At 73.4% G+C, this 19,477-nt stretch carries 12 protein-coding genes and 1 riboswitch; of the genes, 3 read left to right on the forward strand and 9 right to left on the reverse strand.

The features are described from left to right. Positions 1 to 86 precede the first annotated feature (86 nt). Both sthA and MB828_RS30700 read right to left on the reverse strand, forming a co-directional pair. On the reverse strand, positions 87 to 1,490 hold the full coding sequence (sthA, locus tag MB828_RS30695; protein WP_301651017.1) for a Si-specific NAD(P)(+) transhydrogenase: 1,404 nt from the start codon (positions 1,488 to 1,490) through the stop codon (positions 87 to 89). 171 nt (positions 1,491 to 1,661) lie between these two features. Beyond that, entirely contained in the window at positions 1,662 to 1,868 is a 207-nt protein-coding gene (locus tag MB828_RS30700) for a hypothetical protein (RefSeq protein WP_301651018.1), read from the reverse strand. Between the two features lie 169 nt (positions 1,869 to 2,037). Between MB828_RS30700 and MB828_RS30705 the strand changes: the two genes are divergently transcribed. Next, complete coding sequence (locus MB828_RS30705; RefSeq protein ID WP_301651019.1) at positions 2,038 to 3,882, forward strand: glycoside hydrolase family 15 protein; 1,845 nt, start codon at positions 2,038 to 2,040, stop codon at positions 3,880 to 3,882. A gap of 2 nt (positions 3,883 to 3,884) precedes the next feature. On the opposite strand, the gene MB828_RS30710 is transcribed toward MB828_RS30705, so the two are convergent. Both MB828_RS30710 and MB828_RS30715 read right to left on the reverse strand, forming a co-directional pair. Further along, entirely contained in the window at positions 3,885 to 6,608 is a 2,724-nt protein-coding gene (locus MB828_RS30710; RefSeq protein ID WP_301651020.1) for a SpoIIE family protein phosphatase, read from the reverse strand. A gap of 145 nt (positions 6,609 to 6,753) precedes the next feature. Further along, a complete protein-coding gene (locus MB828_RS30715) occupies positions 6,754 to 9,252 on the reverse strand; it encodes a SpoIIE family protein phosphatase (protein WP_301651021.1) in 2,499 nt (832 codons plus the stop codon). Between the two features lie 348 nt (positions 9,253 to 9,600). On the opposite strand from MB828_RS30715, the gene MB828_RS30720 reads away from it, so the two are divergent. Continuing rightward, complete coding sequence (locus MB828_RS30720; RefSeq protein WP_301651022.1) at positions 9,601 to 10,974, forward strand: hypothetical protein; 1,374 nt, start codon at positions 9,601 to 9,603, stop codon at positions 10,972 to 10,974. A 43-nt stretch (positions 10,975 to 11,017) separates the two neighbouring features. Here the strand turns inward: MB828_RS30720 and MB828_RS30725 are convergent, their stop codons facing one another. The 3 genes from MB828_RS30725 to MB828_RS30735 form a co-directional block, all read right to left on the reverse strand. After that, the gene (locus MB828_RS30725; RefSeq protein WP_046732197.1) at positions 11,018 to 11,299 is read right to left on the reverse strand and encodes a YkvA family protein; all 282 of its coding nucleotides are present in this window, start codon (positions 11,297 to 11,299) and stop codon (positions 11,018 to 11,020) included. Positions 11,300 to 11,359: 60 nt separating this feature from the next. Next, positions 11,360 to 12,523 (reverse strand): hypothetical protein, encoded by a 1,164-nt coding sequence (locus tag MB828_RS30730; RefSeq protein ID WP_301651023.1) that lies wholly within the window; start codon positions 12,521 to 12,523, stop codon positions 11,360 to 11,362. 333 nt (positions 12,524 to 12,856) lie between these two features. After that, positions 12,857 to 14,221, reverse strand: a complete 1,365-nt coding sequence (locus MB828_RS30735; RefSeq protein WP_301651024.1) for an FAD-dependent oxidoreductase — start codon at positions 14,219 to 14,221, stop codon at positions 12,857 to 12,859. A gap of 264 nt (positions 14,222 to 14,485) precedes the next feature. Here MB828_RS30735 and MB828_RS30740 point away from each other — a divergent pair, with 264 nt between their 5' ends. Then, on the forward strand, positions 14,486 to 15,544 hold the full coding sequence (locus tag MB828_RS30740) for an NAD-dependent epimerase/dehydratase family protein (RefSeq protein WP_301651025.1): 1,059 nt from the start codon (positions 14,486 to 14,488) through the stop codon (positions 15,542 to 15,544). Positions 15,545 to 15,562: 18 nt separating this feature from the next. Here the strand turns inward: MB828_RS30740 and MB828_RS30745 are convergent, their stop codons facing one another. Continuing rightward, entirely contained in the window at positions 15,563 to 17,863 is a 2,301-nt protein-coding gene (locus MB828_RS30745; RefSeq protein WP_301651026.1) for a C40 family peptidase, read from the reverse strand. 8 nt (positions 17,864 to 17,871) lie between these two features. Next, positions 17,872 to 18,029: riboswitch (cyclic di-AMP (ydaO/yuaA leader) on the reverse strand. Positions 18,030 to 18,216: 187 nt separating this feature from the next. Then, positions 18,217 to 19,446: a PP2C family protein-serine/threonine phosphatase gene (locus MB828_RS30750; protein WP_301651027.1), complete on the reverse strand. Its 1,230-nt coding sequence runs from the start codon at positions 19,444 to 19,446 to the stop codon at positions 18,217 to 18,219. Between the last annotated feature and the right edge of the window lie 31 nt (positions 19,447 to 19,477).

Raw genomic sequence — 19,477 nt, forward strand, 5'->3', positions numbered from 1 at the left:
TGACCTTTCAAGCTGACTGACCGGTAATCACATATGCCACTTCAGTGGGCCAACCCGCACGCCGGAAGCAGTGGTTCCGGGAACCCTCAGTCCTCCAGCCGGTCGAGCTGGCGCAGTTTGTTCGTGGCGTCCAGGGCAGCGACCTTGTACGACTCCGCGAGCGTCGGGTAGTTGAACACCGCATCCACCAGATAGTCGACCGTGCCGCCGCAGCCCATCACCGACTGACCGATATGGATCAGTTCTGTCGCTCCGGTTCCGAAGCAGTGCACGCCGAGCAGGCGCCGGTCCTCGGGGGAGACCAGCAGCTTGAGCATCCCGTGCGAGTCGCCGATGATCTGCCCCCGGGCCAGCTCCCGGTAACGGGCCACCCCGACCTCGAACGGCACGCAGTCCTCGGTGAGTTGGTCCTCGGTGCGGCCGACGAAGCTGATCTCCGGAATGGTGTAGATCCCGATCGGCTGGAGGTGGTCCATCTGCCCGACCGGCTCCCCGAAGGCGTGGTACGCGGCGGCCCGGCCCTGTTCCATCGAGGTCGCGGCCAGCGCCGGGAAGCCGATGACGTCACCGACGGCGTAGATGTGCGGCACCTCGGTGCGGAAGTGCTCGTCCACCGTGATCCGGCCGCGCCGGTCCGCCGCGAGGCCCGCCCTGTCCAGGTCGAGTCCGTCGGTCAGGCCCTGCCGCCCGGCCGAGTACATCACCGTGTCGGCCGGTATCTTCTTGCCGCTCTCCAGCACGGTCAGCGTCCCCCGCGGGTGACGCTCGACGGCGGCCACGGTCTCCCCGAAGCGGAAGGTCACGGCGAGATCCCTGAGGTGGTACTTCAGCGACTCGACGACCTCGACGTCGCACATGTCGAGCATGGCCGCGCGCTTCTCGACCACGGTGACCTTGCTGCCGAGCGCCGCGAACATCGAGGCGTACTCCATGCCGATCACGCCCGCACCCACGATGACCATGGAGCGCGGCACCCGCTCCAGCGACAGCACGTTGTCCGAGTCCATGATGGTGCGGCCGTCGAACTCGACGCTGTCCGGGCGGGCCGGCCGGGTGCCGGTGGCGATGACGATGTGCTCGGCGGTCAACAGCCTTTCGTCGCCGTTCGGTTCGCGCAGCGCGACGGTGTGCGGGTCCACGAACCGGCCGGTTCCGGAGCAGAGGGTGACGTGGTTGCGGGAGAGCTGGTTGCGGATGACGTCCACCTCGCGGCTGACCACGTGCTGGGTGCGCGCGGTCAGGTCGGCGACGGTGATGTCCTCCTTCAGCCGGTAGCTCTGGCCGTACAGGTCGCGCTGGGTGAGTCCGGTCAGGTAGAGGACCGCCTCGCGCAGGGTCTTGGAGGGGATGGTGCCGGTGTGAATGGACACACCGCCGACCATCTCGGGGCTGTCGACCACGGCGACCCGGCGGCCGAGCTTGGCCGCGGCGATGGCGGCCTTCTGGCCGCCGGGTCCGGATCCGATGACGAGCATGTCGAAGTCTGGCACCTTGCGGAGTCTGTCAGCAGGCACCCCCGCTTCGGAAGGGCGGACCGGCGGCCTCCGCGGGAAATCCCGTGCGTACCTGGGTCGTTGCGCGCCCTCGTGCCGCGCGGGCCGAGGCGGGGCGGCAGCCTCGCGGTCACCGCCCCGTCGCCGTCGCCGTCGCCGTCGCCGCGGTCAGGGCAGGAGACGCTCGATGCAGTTCGGGCCCTCGCGCTCCAGCTTCTTCCTGGCCCACTCCAGCGTCGCCGGGGTGACGTCCCGGCCCGACGCCAGCACCAGGTCCTCCGGCACCACCCCGGAGCCGGGGGCGCTGTGCAGCATGGAGTCCGGGGTGGCGCGGTCCTCGGACAGCCGGGACGCTTCGGGTTCTGAGGTCGACATGGTCTCTCCTTCGCGGAGCGGGTGCACCTTCTCACCATTGCCCGCATGGCCGCACCCCGCATCCCGAGCGGATCCGGGCCCCGGCCCGGCCGGGCAGCCGGTGCGGAACGGAACGTATCCCTTTTAAGCTGGTACGTGACCGTACACCCGTTCCGGGGAGGCCGCCACGATGGCCGAGCAGGCGTTCTACCAGAATGCGCCCGGGAGCCCCCGCTACCTGCCGATCGCCGAGCACGGACTGATCGGCGACCTGCGCAGCGTGGCCCTGGTCGGCAGCAACGGCACGATCGACTGGTACTGCAGCCCGTCCTTCGACTCGCCGAGCGTCTTCGCCGCGGTCCTGGACGCCGAGCGCGGCGGATTCTTCGCGCTGGCCGCCGCCGTACCGGCCCGGACCAAGCAGTTCTACTTCCCCGACACCAACGTGCTGATCACCCGCTTCTACACCGACGAGGGGGTGGGCGAGGTCCAGGACTTCATGCCGGTGACGGGCGAGGAGGCCGGGCAGGCGGAGTGCGAGCGGCACCGGCTGATCCGCCGGGTGGTGTGCGTACGCGGCACCGTGCCCTTCCGGGTCCGGGTGGCCCCCCGCTTCGACTACGGCGCCGAACCGCACACCCTGCGCATACTGGGCGACACCGTGCTCTTCGAGGCCGCCACCATGTCCCTGGCCCTCACCTCCACGGTGGCCCTGGAGAGCGACGGCCCGGACGCCCACGCCGACTTCAAACTCGCCGAGGGCGAGACCGCCGTCTTCGCCCTCGACCAGGCCGGCGAGCACATCGCCCCGCGCGGCTGCGCCCGCGTCGAGGCCCAGCGGCAGTTCGAGACCACCGTCTGCTACTGGCGGCGCTGGCTGCACCAGTCCCGCTACCGGGGCCGCTGGCGCGAGATGGTGCACCGCTCGGCCCTCACCCTGAAACTGCTCACCTACGCGCCCACCGGCGCCATCGTCGCCGCGCCCACCACCAGCCTCCCCGAGCAGTTCGGCGGCGAACGCAACTGGGACTACCGCTACGTCTGGATCCGCGACGCCGCCTTCGCGGTGTACGCCCTGCTGCGGCTCGGCTTCAGCAGCGAGGCCGCCGCCTTCATGAGCTTCGTGACCACCTACATCAGCCCGGGGGACGGGTTCGCCTCCGGTCCGCTGCAGATCATGTACGGCATCGACGGCCGGACCGACCTGCCCGAACGCACCCTCCCGCACCTGGAGGGCCACTGCGGCTCGGCCCCGGTCCGGGTCGGCAACGACGCGGCCGGCCAGCTCCAGCTGGACATCTACGGCGCCCTCATCGACTCGATCTACCTCTACGACAAGTGGGCGCAGCCCATCTCCAGCGCCCAGTGGGACGACGTCACCCGCCTCGTCGACTGGGTCGTCGACCACTGGGACCAGCCCGACGAGGGCATCTGGGAGACCCGCGGCGGCCGCAAGAACTTCCTGTACTCGCGGCTGATGTGCTGGGTGGCCATCGAGCGGGCGATCCGCCTGGCCAACCGGCGCGGGCTGCCCGCCGACCTGCCCCGCTGGCGGCAGGCCCGCGACACGATCTACCGGCGGATCATGGACCGCGGCTGGTCCGAGCGGCGCGGCGCCTTCGTCCAGTACGAGGGCGGGCAGGTGCTGGACGCCTCACTGCTCATGATGCCGCTGGCCAAGTTCATCGCCCCGACCGACCCCAAGTGGCTGTCCACCCTGGACGCCCTCACCGAGGACCTGGTCTCCGACTCCCTCGTCTACCGCTACGACCCGCAGGCCAGCCCCGACGGCCTGCGCGGCGACGAGGGCACCTTCTCCATCTGCTCGTTCTGGTACGTCGAGGCCATGGTGCGCGCCGGCCGCGTCGACGAGGCCCGGCTCGCCTTCGAGAAGATGCTCACCTACGCCAACCACCTCGGCCTGTACGCCGAGGAGATCGGCCGCACCGGCGAGCAACAGGGCAACTTCCCGCAGGCGTTCACCCATCTCGCCCTGATCAGCGCCGCCTTCAACCTGGACCGCGCGCTGGGCTGACCTCAGGGCACCGGCTGCTCGGCCCAGATGACCTTGCCCGCGGGCGTGTAGCGGGTGCCCCAGCGCTCGGCGATCTGCGCCACCAGGAACAGCCCCCGGCCGCCCTCGTCGGTGCTCGCCGCGTACCGCAGGTGCGGGGAGGTGGTGCTGGCGTCGCAGACCTCGCAGATCAGCGTCCGGTCGCGGAGCAGCCGGACGCCGATGGGGGCGCGGCCGTGGCGGATGGCGTTGGTGACCAGCTCGCTGAGGATCAGCTCGGTGGTGAACGACAGGTCGTCCAGGCCCCACTCCGACAGCTGACGGGTCACCTTGGACCGCACCTCGGAGACGGCCGCCGGATCCGCCGGCACCTGCCACTCGGCGATCCGGTCCGGGCCGAGCGCCCTGGTCCGGGCGACGAGCAGTGCCACGTCGTCGCTGGGACGGGCGGGCAGCCGTTCCAGCACGGCCGCACAGGTCTCGTCGGGGGTGCCGTCCGCCGCCGACTCCAGGGCGCCGGCGAGCAGTTCGAGCCCCTCGTCGATGTCCCGCTGCCGGTCCTCGACCAGCCCGTCGGTGTACAGCACCAGCCTGCTGCCCGCGGGCAGCTCCAGCTCGGCCGTCTCGAACGGCAGCCCGCCCACCCCCAGCGGCGGACCGGCCGGCACGTCCGGGAACTCCACACTGCCGTCGGGCCTGAGCAGCGCCGGCGGCGGATGACCGGCCCGCGCCACCGTGCAGCGCCGCGACACCGGATCGTAGATCGCGTACAGGCAGGTCGCCCCGGTGATGGAGGTCATGCCGTCCGAAGGCGTCTCGTCCTGGTCGATACGGCTCACCAACTCGTCCAGCAGTCCGAGGAGTTCGTCCGGCTGGAGGTCGAGGGCGGTGAAGTTGTGCACAGCGGTGCGCAGTCGCCCCATGGTCGCCGCCGCGTGCAGCCCGTGCCCCACCACGTCCCCGACCACCAGCGCCACCCGGGCCCCGGACAGCGGCAGCACGTCGAACCAGTCGCCGCCGACCCCCGACTGCGCCGGCAGATAGCGGTAGGCGATGTCCAGGGCGCTCTGCTCCGGCAGGCTGCGCGGCAGCAGACTGCGCTGGAGGGTGACGGCCATGCTGTGCTCACGCGTGTAGCGGCGGGCGTTGTCGATGGAGACGGCGGCGCGGGCCACCAGCTCCTCGGCGAGGGCCAGCTCCTCGGAGTCGAACGGCGCGGGCTTCTCCGACCGGCAGAAGTTGGCCAGCCCCAGCACCAGGTTCCCGGCCCGCAGCGGCACGGTGATCAGCGAGTGGATGCCGAACTCCAGGATCCGGCCGGTCAGCTCCACGTCCTGGGCCCGCCAGCCGGGCGCCTGCCCCAGCACGGCCTCGACCACGGAGTCGCCGGTGTCCAGACTGCGCGCCTGCGGTGAGGACGCCACGAACCGGAACCGTTCGCCGACCGGGTACAGCGGGGCGTCCTTGCGGACGCCGGTGAGCGCCACCCGGCGCAGCGCGTCCCCCGGCTTCGGCTCCTCGCCCTTGAGCACCGCGTCGTACAGGTCGACCGTGGCGTAGTCCGCGAACCGGGGCACCGCCAGCTCCGCGAGCTCCTCCGCGGTCCGGGTGACGTCCAGGCTGGTACCGATGCCCACCCCGGCGTCGTACAGCATGTTCAGCCGTTCGCGTGCCACTTCGGCGCGGCCGGACAGGGCCCGCAGCTCGGTGGAGTCGCGCAGGGTGGTGACGCTGCCCGGCGGGCGGCCGCGCACCTCGATGGGACGCTGGTTGACGGCCAGCAGGCGGTCCTTGACCCGGTGCACCTCGTCGGTGGCGCTCCGCCCCGAGGCGATCAACTCGGCGGTGTCGCCGTCCAGACCGAGGTCCAGGACACGCCGGTGCTCGGCGTCAGCGGGCAGCTCGAGCAGGCGCTGGGCCTCGTCGTTGGCGAGCATCAGCCGCCCGTCGCCGCCGACGATCAGCACGCCCTCCCGCACCGAGTGCAGCACCGCGTCGTGGTGCTCGTACATGCGGGTCATCTCGTTCGGGCCCAGACCGTGCGTCTGACGCATCAGACGGCGGCTGACCAGCGCCGTCCCCGCCAGCGCCAGCATCAGTGCCACGCCGGCCGCGGTCAGCAGCAGCGGCAGCTGCTGGTCGGCGGCGCCACCCACGTGCGCGGTGGTGATGCCGGCCGACACCAGGCCCACCACCTTGCCGTCGGCGTCCCTGACCGGCACCACCGCCTGCACCAGCTCCCCGATGGTGCCGTGCACCTCCTCGGAGACGGTCCCGCCGGCCACCGCGGGCCCGATGTCCCCGACGAACTTCTTGCCGATCCGGTCCGGTTTGGGATGCGTGTACCGGATTCCCTCGGTGTTCATGACGACGATGAAGTCCACGCCGGTCGCCTTGCGGGCCGCCTCCGCCTTCGGCTGGAGCACGGTCGTGGGGTTCGGCAGCCGCAGCGCCGCCGCCGTGCCGGGCGCGTTGGCGAAGGTCTGGGCGACGGCCAGCGACCGGTTGCGCGCCTCGCTGCTGCTGTCTCGGCGCACCTGGAGCACCTGCGCCACCACGGCGGCCGCGACCAGCAGCAGCACGATCACCACCTGGAGGACGAACACCTGCCCGGCCACACTGCGCCCGCTGAGCGCGGACCGGACGTGTCCCGTCCTGCTCACCCCCTGCTCCCGCTCGGTGAGCGGCGCACGCGGACTTCCGGAGCGGGGCGGCCGTGTGTCGGGCCGGCCGGGCAGACGGACCATGAGCCCATGTCTACACTGCCCGGCCGCGCGAGGCGAGGGGGTCTCATGAGGTAACCGGACCGATACCCCGCTCCGGCCCCGCTGCGACCCGTTCCGCCGACGTTCCACCGGCGGTCCGCCCCGGCCGCGACGGCGACTTCGCCGCTCACTGCGGCGGGCGGCGGGCCGCCAGCAGCAGGGCCACGTCGTCCGGCCGGTCGGCGGCGTGCCGGGCCGTGGCCGTGAGCCGGTCGGCCACCCCGGCGAGCGACCGGCCGCCGCGCCGCCCGTGCGCCGCGCCCGCCTTCGCCAGGGCCACCCGCAGCGCGGAGATGCCGTCGTCGATGTCGGCGCCGGGCCGCTCCACCAGCCCGTCCGTGTACAGGGCGAGGATCGCCTCCGGCGCCAGCTCCAGCTCGGCCACCGGATACCGGGCCCGCGGATCCACGCCGAGGACGACACCGCCGGGTATCTCCAGGGCGTGGGTGCGGCCGTCCGGGGTACGCAGCAGCGGCGGCAGATGTCCCGCCCTGGCCACCCGCGCGAGCCCGGTGGCCGGGTCCAGCCGCAGGTAGCAGCAGCTGGCGAACTGCCCCGGGTCGAGGTCGATGAGCAGGTGGTTCGTGCCGCTCATCACCTCGTCGGGCGGCCGGTCACCGAGCGCGAACGCCCGTACGGCGCTCCGCAGTTGCCCCATGGTGGCGGCGGCCTGCACACCGTGCCCCTGGACGTCGCCGATGACCAGCGCGAGCCCGTCGCCGGCCTCCACCACGTCGTACCAGTCACCGCCCACGTCCATGCCCTGGGTGCCCGGCAGATAGCGGCCCACGGTCTCCACCCAGGGATGCGCCGACAGCCGGCGCGGCAGCAGCGCCTGCTGGAGGCCGCGGGCGAGGGCGGCCTCGCTGTCGTAGCGCTGGGCCTTCTCCATCGCGTGCGCGATCAGACCCGCGAGTGCCATGAGGACGGTGCGCTCCTCGGTGCTGAAGCCGCGCTCGTCGTCGAAGCCGAGGATGCAGGAGCCGACCGGACGTCCGGAGGCGATCAGCGGCAGGAAGGCGCGGGCGCCCCGGTCGGCGTCCAGGGCGAGCCCCGGGTAGGTGTCCGCCAGCTGCCGCATGGACTCGAAGAACAGCGGTCTGCCGGTGGTCAGGGTCTCCACGCCGGGGATCCGGGCGTCCAGACCGACCCCGTCGAAAGGGGCGAGGAAGCCGGGCGGGAAGCCGCTCTCCCAGGCCAGGAAGAGATGCCGGTCCTGGACCAGGTAGATGGCGAGCCGCCGGCCGCCGAACGCGGGGAGCAGCTCCTGCATCACCACCGCCGACACCTGCCGGGCGGTCACCGCGTCGGTCAGCGCGATGGCCAGGGCGATCGGCCGGTAAAGCGGCGCCATCGAGGGCCCGCCGGACCGGCCGGGCCCGCTGACCGCGTCCGGCTCCGGCTCCGGCGGACAGGGCAGCCGCACCGCCGGATCCAGCCGGTTGGCGGGGACGACCGTGCAGGTGACCAGGTCCGGACCCGGATGCAGGGACATGGCGAGCAGGTCGCCCTCACCGGCGTCCTGGTGGCGGACCTGGAAGTGCACCGGGTCGGGGGCGAGCAGCGCACCGCGCCAGTGGTCGTCGTACGGCGGGCCGCTCAGCCACGGCATGACCTCCCACACCGGCCGGTCCAGCATCTCGGCGGCCGGCCGGCCCGCGAGCCGGGCGGCGGCCCGGTTGACGTACCGGACGAGTCCCGCGCGGTCCAGGCAGAACACGCCCTGGGGGAGCGGATCGGCCGCCGAGTCGGCGGACCCGGCCGGCCCGGGGTCGACGACGATCCCGGTGACCAGGGACGGGGTGCCGGCGCCCGACGGCGGCCACAGCTCCACCAGCCGCGGGGTGCCGTCCCCGGCCCGCGTCAGCAACGGGGACTCCGGCGGCTTCCCGGCCGCGGTCTCGCGCAGCGCGGCCAGCACCAGCGGGGCGTCGGCGGGCGCGACCGCCTCGGCCAGCGCGGATCCGGTGCCCGCGAAGTCCTCCGGTGCCACCCCCAGCAGGGCGTGCAGCCGGTCGTCCGCGTGTACCGCCGAGGTCTCCGGATCCCAGGTGAAACGGCCGGACCGGGCCGGCCGGGTCCGCCGCGCGGGCGGCCGTACGCACACCGGCTCGCCCTCCCAGGCGACCGCCGCCGCGCCCTCGTCGGCCACCAGCTCGCGCAACCCGGCGCCCAGACGCTCGGCGAGACCGCACAGCCGGTCCAGGTCCGGCAGCTCGTCCTCGGCGTCCGGGGTCGCCGGACGCAGCACGGTGAGCACCCCGAAGGCGGGTGACGCGCCGGGCACCGGCGAGTACACCGAGCCGAACTGGAACGGCAGCCCGGCCGCGAACTGCGGATAGCGGCGGACCATCTCGGTGGCGTTGGGCAGGACCACCCGCACCCCGAGCCGGAAGGCGTCCGCCACCGGGAACGGCCGGTCCATGTGCAGCCGCCACCAGGGCCGGAACAGCGGTCCGGGCAGACCCACCAGGGTGGCGAGCCGCAGCAGGCCGGGGGTGCGGGAGCGCAGGTACACGCCGGCGACGTGGCCGTCCGCCGCGCCCAGGGCGCCGGTCGAGGCGTCGACCAGCAACGCGGTCAGCCGTTCACGCGCCCGGCCCACGTGCTCGCCGCTCCCAGTCATCCGGTCCTACCTCGTCCGTGCACCGCCGGGTGGGTGACACAGCAAGAATGCGCCACCACGGCCTTCGAACGCACCTCCGTTGCGCGGATCGGTGAACGGTTCTCCCGATCTCACACCGATGCCTCACCCGGGTGGCGGGAGCCCGGACGGGGCCCCGGTAATGGTGGGAACGCGGCGTGCCGTACATGGGGTGCCAGGTACGGCCACACCCCCCTGGAGCCGAGCATGATCACCCGCTCTTCGCCCTACCGTCCCCCGGACCCGGCGATATCCCGGATATCGGAGGTACCCGGGATATCCGAGATGCCCGATACGTCCGATGCATGCGAGACATCCGAGGTGCCGGGGATGTCCGAGGTGCCCGGGACGTCCGTCACGGAGGCCGGGAAACCGCCCTCCGGACCGCCCTCCGACGCCGCGGTCCCGCCCGCACCGCCGCCGCCGAAGGCCCGCGTCGACCTGCACGAGGTCCCGGTCCGCCCCGACGACCCACCGGAGGCCGCCGTCCGCGACGACGACCCGCTCGACGGTCTGCTCCGCACGGTCGTCACCGACCGCCCCCTGGAGGACGTCGTCCAGCTGGTCACGCTCCTGGAAGGCGATCCCGCGCACGCCGGGCTCACCACCGACGTGCTGCGTGCGGTGGGCCGCAACCGGTCGGTCGAGGAGGTCACCCGGCTGGTCACCCTGCTCACCGCCGAGTCCGGGCCCGCCGACCGCGCCCACGTCGCGATCCGGGCCGCCGCCGAGTGCCGTCCCCTGGACGAGGTGTCACGGCTCGTGGAACTACTGCACCGGGGATCCCTGGAACCGCACTGCGGCCGGGCCGCCGTCCGGGCGGCCGGCGTCGGCCGCCCGGTCGAGGACGTGGCCCGGCTCATCGGCCGGCTGGCGACCGCGCGCGCCGCGCGCACCGGGACCCGGCCCGGGTCGGCTCCGGCGAGCGGGGGCGCGCTCCCGGCCGCCTCGCTCACCTCGCTGACGTCGTGGTGCGCGGCGCCCGAGGGGACGGAGGAGGCGGCGGGTGCGGCCGGCGGGTCCGAGTGGCCGGCGTCGTCCGGGCCGACCGCGGCCACGTCCGCGTCCCACCGGCCGGCGCCGGTCGCCTCGGCCGCGTCGCCGTCGCCGTCCGCGCCGCCCGAGCGGTCGGTGTCGTCCTCCCCGGCCGAGGCGGACGAGCCTCCCGCGCAGTCGGCCGCGTCGGCCGCGTCGGCCGCGTCGGCGCCGGTCGCGGCGGCCGGGGTGGACGACGAGACCGAGCGGCCCGATGCCTGCGTCCCGTGTACGACGGCCGGCCGTACCGCCTGGACCGCCGCGCTGGTGTTCCTGCTGTGCGGGATGGCGCATGCCCCGCGCCACTGGGGTGGCGCGCACCCGCTGGCCCTGCTGGTGCCCTGCCTGTGCCTGCTCGTCGCCTTCGCGCTGACGATTCCCGCGGTCCGGGCGGCGGCGGCCGCGGCCGGGCTGGTCGGCGCCGCCGTACTCGCGGCCGGGCCGGTACTGGACGCCCGGTTCGGCCACCGGTCCGGTGGTTTCGGGGCGGGACTCCATCGACTGTCCGCCGTACTGGACGACGCACCGGTCGCGCCCTGGACCGCGGGCGCGGTGGCGGCCGCGGCGGCGCTCGCCGCCCTGGCCGTGCTGGTCGTGGTACTGGCCGGCAGGCACCGTGCGGGAAGGGCGCCGGCTCAGCCCAAGGAGACCGGCCGCAGCACCAGGTGACCGATGCACGAGGAGTTGATGCACGGGGAGTTGCCCGGGTGGTTCAGAGTTCCGGGTCCTCCGCGGGCAGCGCCGAGCGCATGGAGCGCAGGGCCAGCAGCAGTACCCCGATGTCGTCCAGGTAGATCGGGTCCGGCAGCAGGTCGGTCGGCAGCACCAGATACAGGACCGCGCCCCAGAACACCCAGCGGGAGCCGGTCGGCAGTCCGGCACGGCGCAGCGTGCGCCGGGTGCGGACCAGCCGTACGAGTACGGCGACCGCCCCGGCGAGCAGGGCCGCGGCGACGATCGCGCAGATCACGAGCACGGTCGTGGTGGTGTCCATGGCTGTCCTGTCGTCCGGCCCCGGTCCGCCCGGGGCCTCTCACTGGTCCGTCTTCCCGGTTTACCGGTCCGGCCGCGGCTCTGTCCCCCCGGTTTCCTCCTCGGCCGCGGCGGCCGGCGCCGGATTCTCCCTGGGCGCCCGCAGGCCCTTGAAGGCGCGGGTCAACTGCTGGAAGGGGGAGGCGGGTTGGGGCACCGGTGCGGCGACGGGGGCGGGGGAGTCGCGAAGGGCGGCCAGCGCCTCGTGGGCCCGTTCGGCCGACTCGCGGTACAGATCCCGTGACCGGGTCATGGCCTCCAGGGCCTCGGAGTACTGCGCGACGAGCTTGCGTTCCCGGTCGAGCTGCTCCTCCAGCGTCATCAGGGTCCAGTTGTCGCGCAGATCGGACAGAGCCTCCTCGGTGCCCTGCGGCGCGGGCCTGGGCAGGGCGGCGAACCGGACCAGCAGCGCGATCAGCTCGGTGGGCTCCGAACCGTCCAGGAACACGCTGCGCACCGCGTACTCCTGAGGGTCGTATCCGGACGGCGCCGGGTCCGGCGGCAGCAGGATCGCACCGCCGCGCGGGATCTCCGCGCCGAGGTCGCGCAGCGCCCAGTTGACGGCCCGGAACTGCTCGGGCGCGGCCCGGTGCTCCACGACGCGGTGGGCGAGGCCGGGGGGCAGCCGCCGTACCAGCGGGAGGCGGCCGAGTGTGTCGGGCGTCATCGCCTCGTGCACCACGAGGTTGACGCACCAGGCGTCCTTGGCGGCGTCGCGCAGGACCCGGCGCATGTCCTTGTCGTCGGCGGGCAACGGGTTGACGGTGCGCAGCCGCACACCGGCGACGGCCGGAAGGTAGTCCCAGGCGGCCTCACCGCCGTCACCGGCCTCGTCGCCGTCGGGCCAGAACATCGTCGCCGGGGAGGGCCAGCCGTCGTCCCAGGGCCGCTCGGCCTCGGCGACCAGCTGCCACTCCCGCCCGGCCTGCCGGCCCTCGTGCGCCACGAGGGTGAGCCGGGCGCGGACCGTGACCGCGCCGTCGTCGACACGCCAGCGGGCCTCGAAGACCCGCCGGTCGGAGTCCTCGGGCACGGCGGGTTCGGCGAAGTCGTCGAGGGCGCCGGTCTCCTTGCGAAGACGCAGGATCCGGCGGATGACCTCCTCGGAGTCCGGGCCCGTGTGGCGGCCACGGGCGGGCCAGACGGACTGCGGAAGGGCGGCGTGGTCGGCGGCGGAGTTCGACATGGGCCAATCTGCTGGTGGGAGGGGAGTGCGCCTCCAGTATCACCGCTCGGGAGCGTGTCAAACAGAGCGGGGGCCGCCCGCGCACGGGGAGCGCGCCCCGCATCCGGGGTGTGCACCGTGTGCGTCGTACGACGCCGGTTCACCCGTGCCCCTGATCCGCCGGGCCCAGCACAATTGACGCGGCGAACGGGGCCCGCCCGCCCATCCGCTTCGGGGCGGGGCCCGTTCGCCGCTCGAAGGTGCGCCGGCTGCCGTGCGGGCGCCACGGCGGTCCGTCGCCCCTCACGCGGTCCGTCGCCCCTCACGCGGTCCGTCGGCCCCTGACGGGGTCCGTCAGGCGCCGCTCTCCCGGAGCATGTCCTCACGCTCGACGAGCTTCACGCGCTCGCGGCCCTGCGGCTCGCCCAGCGCCTTCTCGGCGGCGTCCAGCCGGTACCAGCCCTCCCAGGTGGTGAAGCGGACGTCGCGCTCGGCCAGGAACGCGTCCACGGCCTCCGGCGCCGCCGCCTCGGGGGTCCCCAGCCGGCCGTTCGCGTAGTCGTCCAGCAGGTTGGACACCGTCTCGTTGGCGTCGCCCTTGGTGTGGCCGATCAGACCGACCGGGCCGCGCCGGATCCAGCCGGTCACATAGGTCGACCGGAGGTGGTTGCCGCCCTCCTCGATGACCCGGCCGCCCTCGTCCGGGACGGTGCCCGAGTCGATGTCCCAGGGGAGCTTCGGCAGCTTGTCGGAGAGGTAGCCGACGGCGCGGTACACCGCGGTGACGTCCCAGTCCTTGAACTCGCCGGTGCCCTTCACGTTGCCGGTGCCGTCCAGGGCGGTGCGCTCGGTGCGCAGCCCGACGACCTTGCCGTCCTCGCCGAGGATCTCCGCCGGGGACTCGAAGAAGTGCAGGAAGAGCTTGTGCGGGCGGTCACCGACGTCGCGGATCGCCCAGTTCTCCAGGGTCTTGGCGACCATGTCGGCCTGCTTGTTGCCGCGCCGGGTCTCGATCGATCCCGCGTCGTAGTCGATGTCCTCGGGGTCGACGATGACCTCGATGTTGGGGGAGTGGTCCAGCTCCCGCAGCTCCATCGGGGAGAACTTCGCCTGCGCCGGGCCGCGGCGCCCGAAGACGTGCACTTCGAGGGCCTTGTTGGCCTTCAGGCCGTCGTGGACGTTCGGCGGGATCTCCGTGGGCAGCAACTCGTCCGCGGTCTTCGCGAGGATACGGGCCACGTCCAGGGCCACGTTGCCGACGCCGAGGACCGCGACCTTCTCGGCCTGAAGCGGCCAGGTGCGCGGCACGTCGGGGTGGCCGTCGTACCAGGAGACGAAGTCGGCGGCGCCGTAGGAGCCGTCCAGCTCGATGCCGGGTATCCGCAGCTCGCGGTCGGCGGTGGCACCGGTCGAGAAGATCACCGCGTCGTAGAAGGAGCGCAGGTCGTCGAGGCTGATGTCGGACGGGTAGTCCACGTTGCCGAAGAGGCGGATCTGCGGCTTGTCCAGCACCTGGTGCAGGGCCGTGATGATGCCCTTGATGCGCGGGTGGTCGGGGGCGACGCCGTACCGGATCAGGCCGAACGGGGCGGGCATCCGCTCGAAGAGGTCGATGGACACGCCGGGCTCGGCGGCCACCTCGGACTTGAGCAGGGCGTCGGCGGCGTAGATCCCGGCCGGGCCGGCACCGACGATGGCTACCCGCAGGGGGCGCGGCATGATCAGGTTCCCTTCGAGCGGAGACAATCGATCGAGTGAAGGCAATCGATCTCGAACGGGAAGCCTAAACTAAGGCAGTCCTAAGTTAGTACGCGGGTCCGGTCTATGACCTCATAAGCCGATCTTATGACCCACGCGAGGCTGCCTTATGGCCGCGCGGCGGCCGTCCCGCCCGCCGCCTGTTCCCCTCCGGCCCGCCATGCACCACCCTGTCCCCTGCGGCGCGCCGAGGCGCGGTGTGCCCGGGGCGTGAGGGGTGAGAGCGTGGACGTACGCGGGGACACGACGGTCGCGGTGACCGGCGGCAGCGGATTCGTCGGCAGCCACCTGGTACGACGGCTGCTGGAGCGGGGCTACCGGGTCCACGCCACCGTCCGAGGCGCCTCCGGCCCGGCGAAGGCACGGCCGCTGTGGGACCTCCAGGAGGCCTTCCCGGGCCGGCTCGCCCTGTTCCGGGCCGACCTGCTGGCGGACGGCTCCTTCGACGAGGCGTTCCGCGGCTGTGCGACCGTCTTCCACGTGGCCTCGCCTTTCCTGATGCCGGAGCGGATCGAGAACGGGCAACGGGACGTCGTGGACCCCGCGTTGCTCGGCACCCGCAACGTGCTCGGGAGCGTGGCGCGCACCCCCGAGGTGACGACCCTGGTGTTCACCTCCACCGTCGGTACGGTCTTCGGTGACTACGCCGACGTCCGCGAGATGGCCGGCCAGGTGCTGACGGAGCGCTACTTCAACACGACCAGCACGGTGGCGAACAACCCGTACCACTACGCCAAGACGGTCGCCGAACGCGCCGTCCTGGACGCCGCGGCCGCCCAGGACCGCTGGCGGCTGGTCTCGATCAACCCCGGTCTCGTGCTGGGGCCTTCCCTCACGCCCGCCTCCGAGTCCGGCAGTCTGTTCCTGCTGGACGAGCTGTTCAAGGGCTACTTCTGCTACGGCGCCCCGGACTTCAGCTTCACCACCGCCGACGTCCGCGACGTCGCCGACGCGCACATCGCGGCCGCGGAGAACCCGGCGGCCGAGGGCCGTTACATCGTCGCCCACGAGACGATGACGTCGTTCCACGACATGGCCCGGATCATCCGCTCCCGGCACCGCTGGGACCCGCGGCTGCCGCGCACCGCGCTCCCGCACTGGCCGGTGCGCGTCCTCGGCCCGCTCTTCGGCCTCAGCCAGGAGTACATACGCCGGCACCTCGGCATCCGCTTCCGGGTCGACAACGGCCGCGGCGTCCGCGAACTCGGCCTGGTCTACCGGCCGGTCGAGGAGACCCTCCTGGACCACCACGAGAGCTGGCGCGCGCGGCGGCGGAGGGTCTGACCCCGGGGCCCGTCCCGCTCAGGCGGGGCGGACCACCCGGTGGATCGCGGACTCCCCGGCGTTGTAGATCGACTCCTCGCGGATGGACGCCCCCGGGCTCGGCGCGTGGATCATCGTGCCGCCACCCGCGTAGATCCCGACGTGGCTGTCGTCGTCGAAGAAGAAGATCAGGTCACCGGGCTCGACGGCGGCCAGCGTCATCGGGGTGCCGGCCAGGGTCTGCTCCGCCGCGGTGCGCGGCAGCGTGACGCCGGCGGCGCGCCAGGCGGCCTGGGTCAGGCTGGAGCAGTCGTACGACTCCGGTCCGGTCGCCCCCCAGACACACGGCCGCCCGATCTGCGCCCGCGCGAACTCCAGCGCCTTCATGGCCTTGCCGGGCTCGGCCACGGCCCCGGTCCGGCCGAAGACCCCGGCGTCGGCGTAGGCGGCGGCAGCCGGAGCGGCGACCATCGCCGGCGCAGGAGCGGCAGGAACCGGAGCGGCGCCGACGGCAGCCGCACCGGCCATGTCCATCAAGGGCGCGGCCATCTCCATCGGGGGCGCGGCCATCGTCACGGGAGGCGCCGTCATGGCCATGGGGGGCGCGGGCAGCGTCATGGGAGGCGCCGTCATGGCCATGGAGGGCGCGGGCATCTCCATCTGGGGCGCGGCCATGGCCATCGGAGGCGCCGTCATGGCGATGGAGGGCGCGGACATGGCCATGGGAGCCGCGGCCATCTCCATCGGGGGTGCGGTCATGGCGATGGAGGGCGCGGCCATTTCCATCGCGGGCGCGGGCATCGCCATGGGGGCGGCGCCCATCGGTGCGGCGGACGTGGCCATCGCCATCGGCGCGGTGGTCATCGCGGTGGGCGGTGTCATCGCCATGGGAGCGCCGGCCATCGTCATGGGGGGCGCGGCCATCGCGGGCTGGGCCGGTGGCATCGGTGCGGGCATCGGTGCCTGGGGTGCGGTCATCGCCGCCGCGGCGGCGTAGGCGGTCGCCCCGGGCGCCAGGCCGGCGCCGTAGGCGCCCATGCCCGTCTCGGCCATGGGTGCCATGGGTGCCGCGGCGTAGGCACCCGTACCGGGGGCGGCCGGCGGTACGGCGGGCATCACCGCGGTGGGGGCGGCGATCGCCGTCTCGTAGGAGCCGGCGGGGTAGGCATAGCCCTCGGGGGCCGGTTGCGCGGCGTAGGCGGCGGCGTACGCGGCGGCATCCGGCGACATGGCCTGGAACGCGCCGGTGTCCACCGGTGCCGGCGCGGGCGCGGCCGTCGGGAAGGCGCCCGTGTTCATGGGCGCGGCGGTGGGGAAGGTGCCGGTGCCGACCGGTGCGGCGGTGGGGAAGGTGCCGGTGCCGGCGGGTGCGGCGGTCGGCATGGCGCCCGAGTCGGTCCCGGACGGCATCGGGAAGGTCCCCGTGGCACCCGGCGTCATGATGCGGAAGGAGCCGGTGTCCGCCGGTGCCGGGGCCGTGGCCGGGCCCGGGTCCATCGGTGTCACGGCCGGGAAGGTGCCGGTGGCGCCCGGCGTCATGATGCGGAAGGCGCCGCTGTCCGTCATCGGGTCCGTGGCGCCCGGGGTCATGACGCGGTAGCCGCCGGTGTCCGCGGTCGGGGGCATGGCCTGGGCCGCCGCGCCCGCGCCCGGGGTCATGACGCGGAAGGAGCCGGTGTCCGTCGGGGGCACGGCGGGGAACGCGCCGGTGTCCGGCGCGTTCATCGCCGGCAGCACACCCGTGGCGGCCAGGACGCCGGAGTCCGTGCGCTGGGCGGGGATGCCACCGATGCCCGTCTGCCACTCCTGCGCCGGGACCTGTGCCTCGGGCACGGGCCACGGGTTCCCGGCCTCCTGGGCGGGCTGCGGAACGGGACCGGGCCGGACGGCCGGGGCTTCGGGCGCCGCGGCGGATCCCGCCGTCAGCTCCAGCTTCGGGCGCTCCGCCGGGAGTTCGCGGACGACCTCGACGTCACTCTGCCCGGACGGCCCCGCGGGCAGCGCGGGCCGGGCCGGGCCGCCGCCCTCCAGCTGGCTGAGCAGGTCGGCGGCCATCGCGCTGACGGGCCGTCGCGGGCCCGAACGGTCGGGCATCCGGTCGGTCGGCAGCGCGGCCGGAACGCTCGGCCCCAGCTTCGCGCGGGCCCCCTCGAACCACTCCCGGGCGATGTTGTCGAGGCCCGGGTCGTCGCGGCGCGTCCGCTTGAACAGCGGGACACCGCGTGACCGGGACCCCCCGTTCATCGCGCGTGTGGCGTTGTAGTTCCCGGTGGCGTTCTCGGCCCGGTCGTAGAGGCTGTTGATCCGCTGTCGAACCTCGTCACGGCTCTCGGACGCCATGGGGGTCGTGCTCCTTCCGTACTCCGCCTACCGGGTTAGCTGTCGGGTTCGGGCGTGGAACGGAATCCGGAAGGTATGCCCTACGGCCGCTGCCCTCGCGAGCAGCCGGCCGATTCACCCCAGTGGTCGGTTGGGTCCCCGGCTCCGGATTCGCCTCGTGAGGCCCGGACTCGGCGGAGGCCGCGCGGCCCGACGGGATTCGCCGGGGGGAGCCGAGCGGCTTAAACGTCAACTTAGCCAACTTGTGTCACTCGTGTGAAGGTTGACGTGCGTAATGTCCGATACGTATTTGTGATGTTCGTCGTACTGCTCGGAACGTGACTGTGAGGGACGGGAGTTCGGGCGTTGACCGATCACAGCCGGACGACCACCAGGGCGGTGTCGTCGGTGGCCCCCTCCGGTGCCAGCAGTTCCCGCAGCACGGCGTCGGCGAGGTCCTCCGGGTTCGACTCGCGGTGCGCGGTGAGCGATCGGGCGAGCCGGCACAGCCCGGTGTCGATGTCCTCGCGGCGCCGCTCGATCAGTCCGTCGGTATAGAGGACGAGCGTCGCGCCGTCCTCGAACGTGGTGACGGACTGGGGGCGTGGCATCGGGTCGGGCCGGGCGTCGAGCGGGGGATCGGTGGCCCGGTCGAGGAACTCCACCCCGCCGTCGGTGTGCAGCAGGGCGGGCGGCGGGTGTCCGGCGCTGCTGTAGGTGACCGTGTGCCGGGAGAAGTCGACGAACGCCGTGACCGCCGTGGCCGACTCGGCGCCGTCCACCACGTGCGCGTACCGGCCCAGCACGTCGAGTGCCTGGGCCGGGCCGGCGGCGACCCGGGAGGCCGCCGTCAGGGCGCTGCGCAACTGCCCCATCACACAGGCCGCCGCGAGCCCGTGGCCGACCACGTCGCCCACCGAGACGCCGACGCGGTCGCCGCCCACCAGGTCGACCAGGTCGTACCAGTCGCCGCACACGTTCAGCCCGCCCGTCGAGGGCCGGTAGCGCACGGCCGCCCGGTGCCGCCCCAGCCGCCCCGGTGCGGGGAGCATCGCCTCCTGGAGGGCGACGGCCACCTGGCGTTCCTGGGCGTGCGCCTGCCGCAACCGTTCGTTGACCTCCTGCAACTCGCCCGCGCGCCGGTACAGTTCGCCCTCCAGGAGCTGCGCCTGCCCGTCACCCGCGGCCCGGCGGGCCCGGATCAGCTCGGTGACCTCCTCGACCCGGTGCACCAGCAGGACGACCTTGCCGTCCGGGTCCAGGATCGGGACGTTCACCGGGCTCCAGTAGCGCTCGTCCCAGTGCCCGGGCCGGTCGGTGTCCTGCACGTCGTACCGCTGGAGGGCCATCGTGTCCCGCTCCCCGGTGGCGAGGACCCGGCGCAGTGAGCACTCCAGATTGCGCATGCCGGTGGCGGCGGAGTCGTCGGGGTTGTCGGGGAACACGTCGAACAGGTACCGGCCGACCACGTCCTCGCGCCTGCGTCCGGCCATGCGCAGGAACTCCGCGTTGGCGTCCGCGTACACCAGGTCGGGGGTCAGCAGTGCCACCATCCCGGGCAGGTGCTGGAAGACCGTCGCGTAGTCGATCTCCGCATCGATCATGACCGGGCCACCTCCCCGCCGGTTTCGAACC

It is taken from the genome of Streptomyces arenae (assembly GCF_022343545.1).
In the GTDB taxonomy this organism is placed as follows: Bacteria; Actinomycetota; Actinomycetes; order Streptomycetales; family Streptomycetaceae; genus Streptomyces; species Streptomyces humi.

Excerpts from the sequence above, each read along its gene's own strand:
- MB828_RS30700 (WP_301651018.1), bottom strand. The coding sequence starts at position 1,868 with ATGTCGACCTCAGAACCCGAAGCGTCCCGGCTGTCCGAGGACCGCGCC.
- MB828_RS30705 (WP_301651019.1), top strand. The coding sequence starts at position 2,038 with ATGGCCGAGCAGGCGTTCTACCAGAATGCGCCCGGGAGCCCCCGCTAC.
- MB828_RS30710 (WP_301651020.1), bottom strand. The coding sequence starts at position 6,608 with ATGGTCCGTCTGCCCGGCCGGCCCGACACACGGCCGCCCCGCTCCGGA.
- MB828_RS30715 (WP_301651021.1), bottom strand. The coding sequence starts at position 9,252 with ATGACTGGGAGCGGCGAGCACGTGGGCCGGGCGCGTGAACGGCTGACC.
- MB828_RS30720 (WP_301651022.1), top strand. The coding sequence starts at position 9,601 with ATGTCCGAGGTGCCCGGGACGTCCGTCACGGAGGCCGGGAAACCGCCC.
- MB828_RS30725 (WP_046732197.1), bottom strand. The coding sequence starts at position 11,299 with ATGGACACCACCACGACCGTGCTCGTGATCTGCGCGATCGTCGCCGCG.
- MB828_RS30730 (WP_301651023.1), bottom strand. The coding sequence starts at position 12,523 with ATGTCGAACTCCGCCGCCGACCACGCCGCCCTTCCGCAGTCCGTCTGG.
- MB828_RS30735 (WP_301651024.1), bottom strand. The coding sequence starts at position 14,221 with ATGCCGCGCCCCCTGCGGGTAGCCATCGTCGGTGCCGGCCCGGCCGGG.
- MB828_RS30745 (WP_301651026.1), bottom strand. The coding sequence starts at position 17,863 with ATGGCGTCCGAGAGCCGTGACGAGGTTCGACAGCGGATCAACAGCCTC.
- MB828_RS30750 (WP_301651027.1), bottom strand. The coding sequence starts at position 19,446 with ATGATCGATGCGGAGATCGACTACGCGACGGTCTTCCAGCACCTGCCC.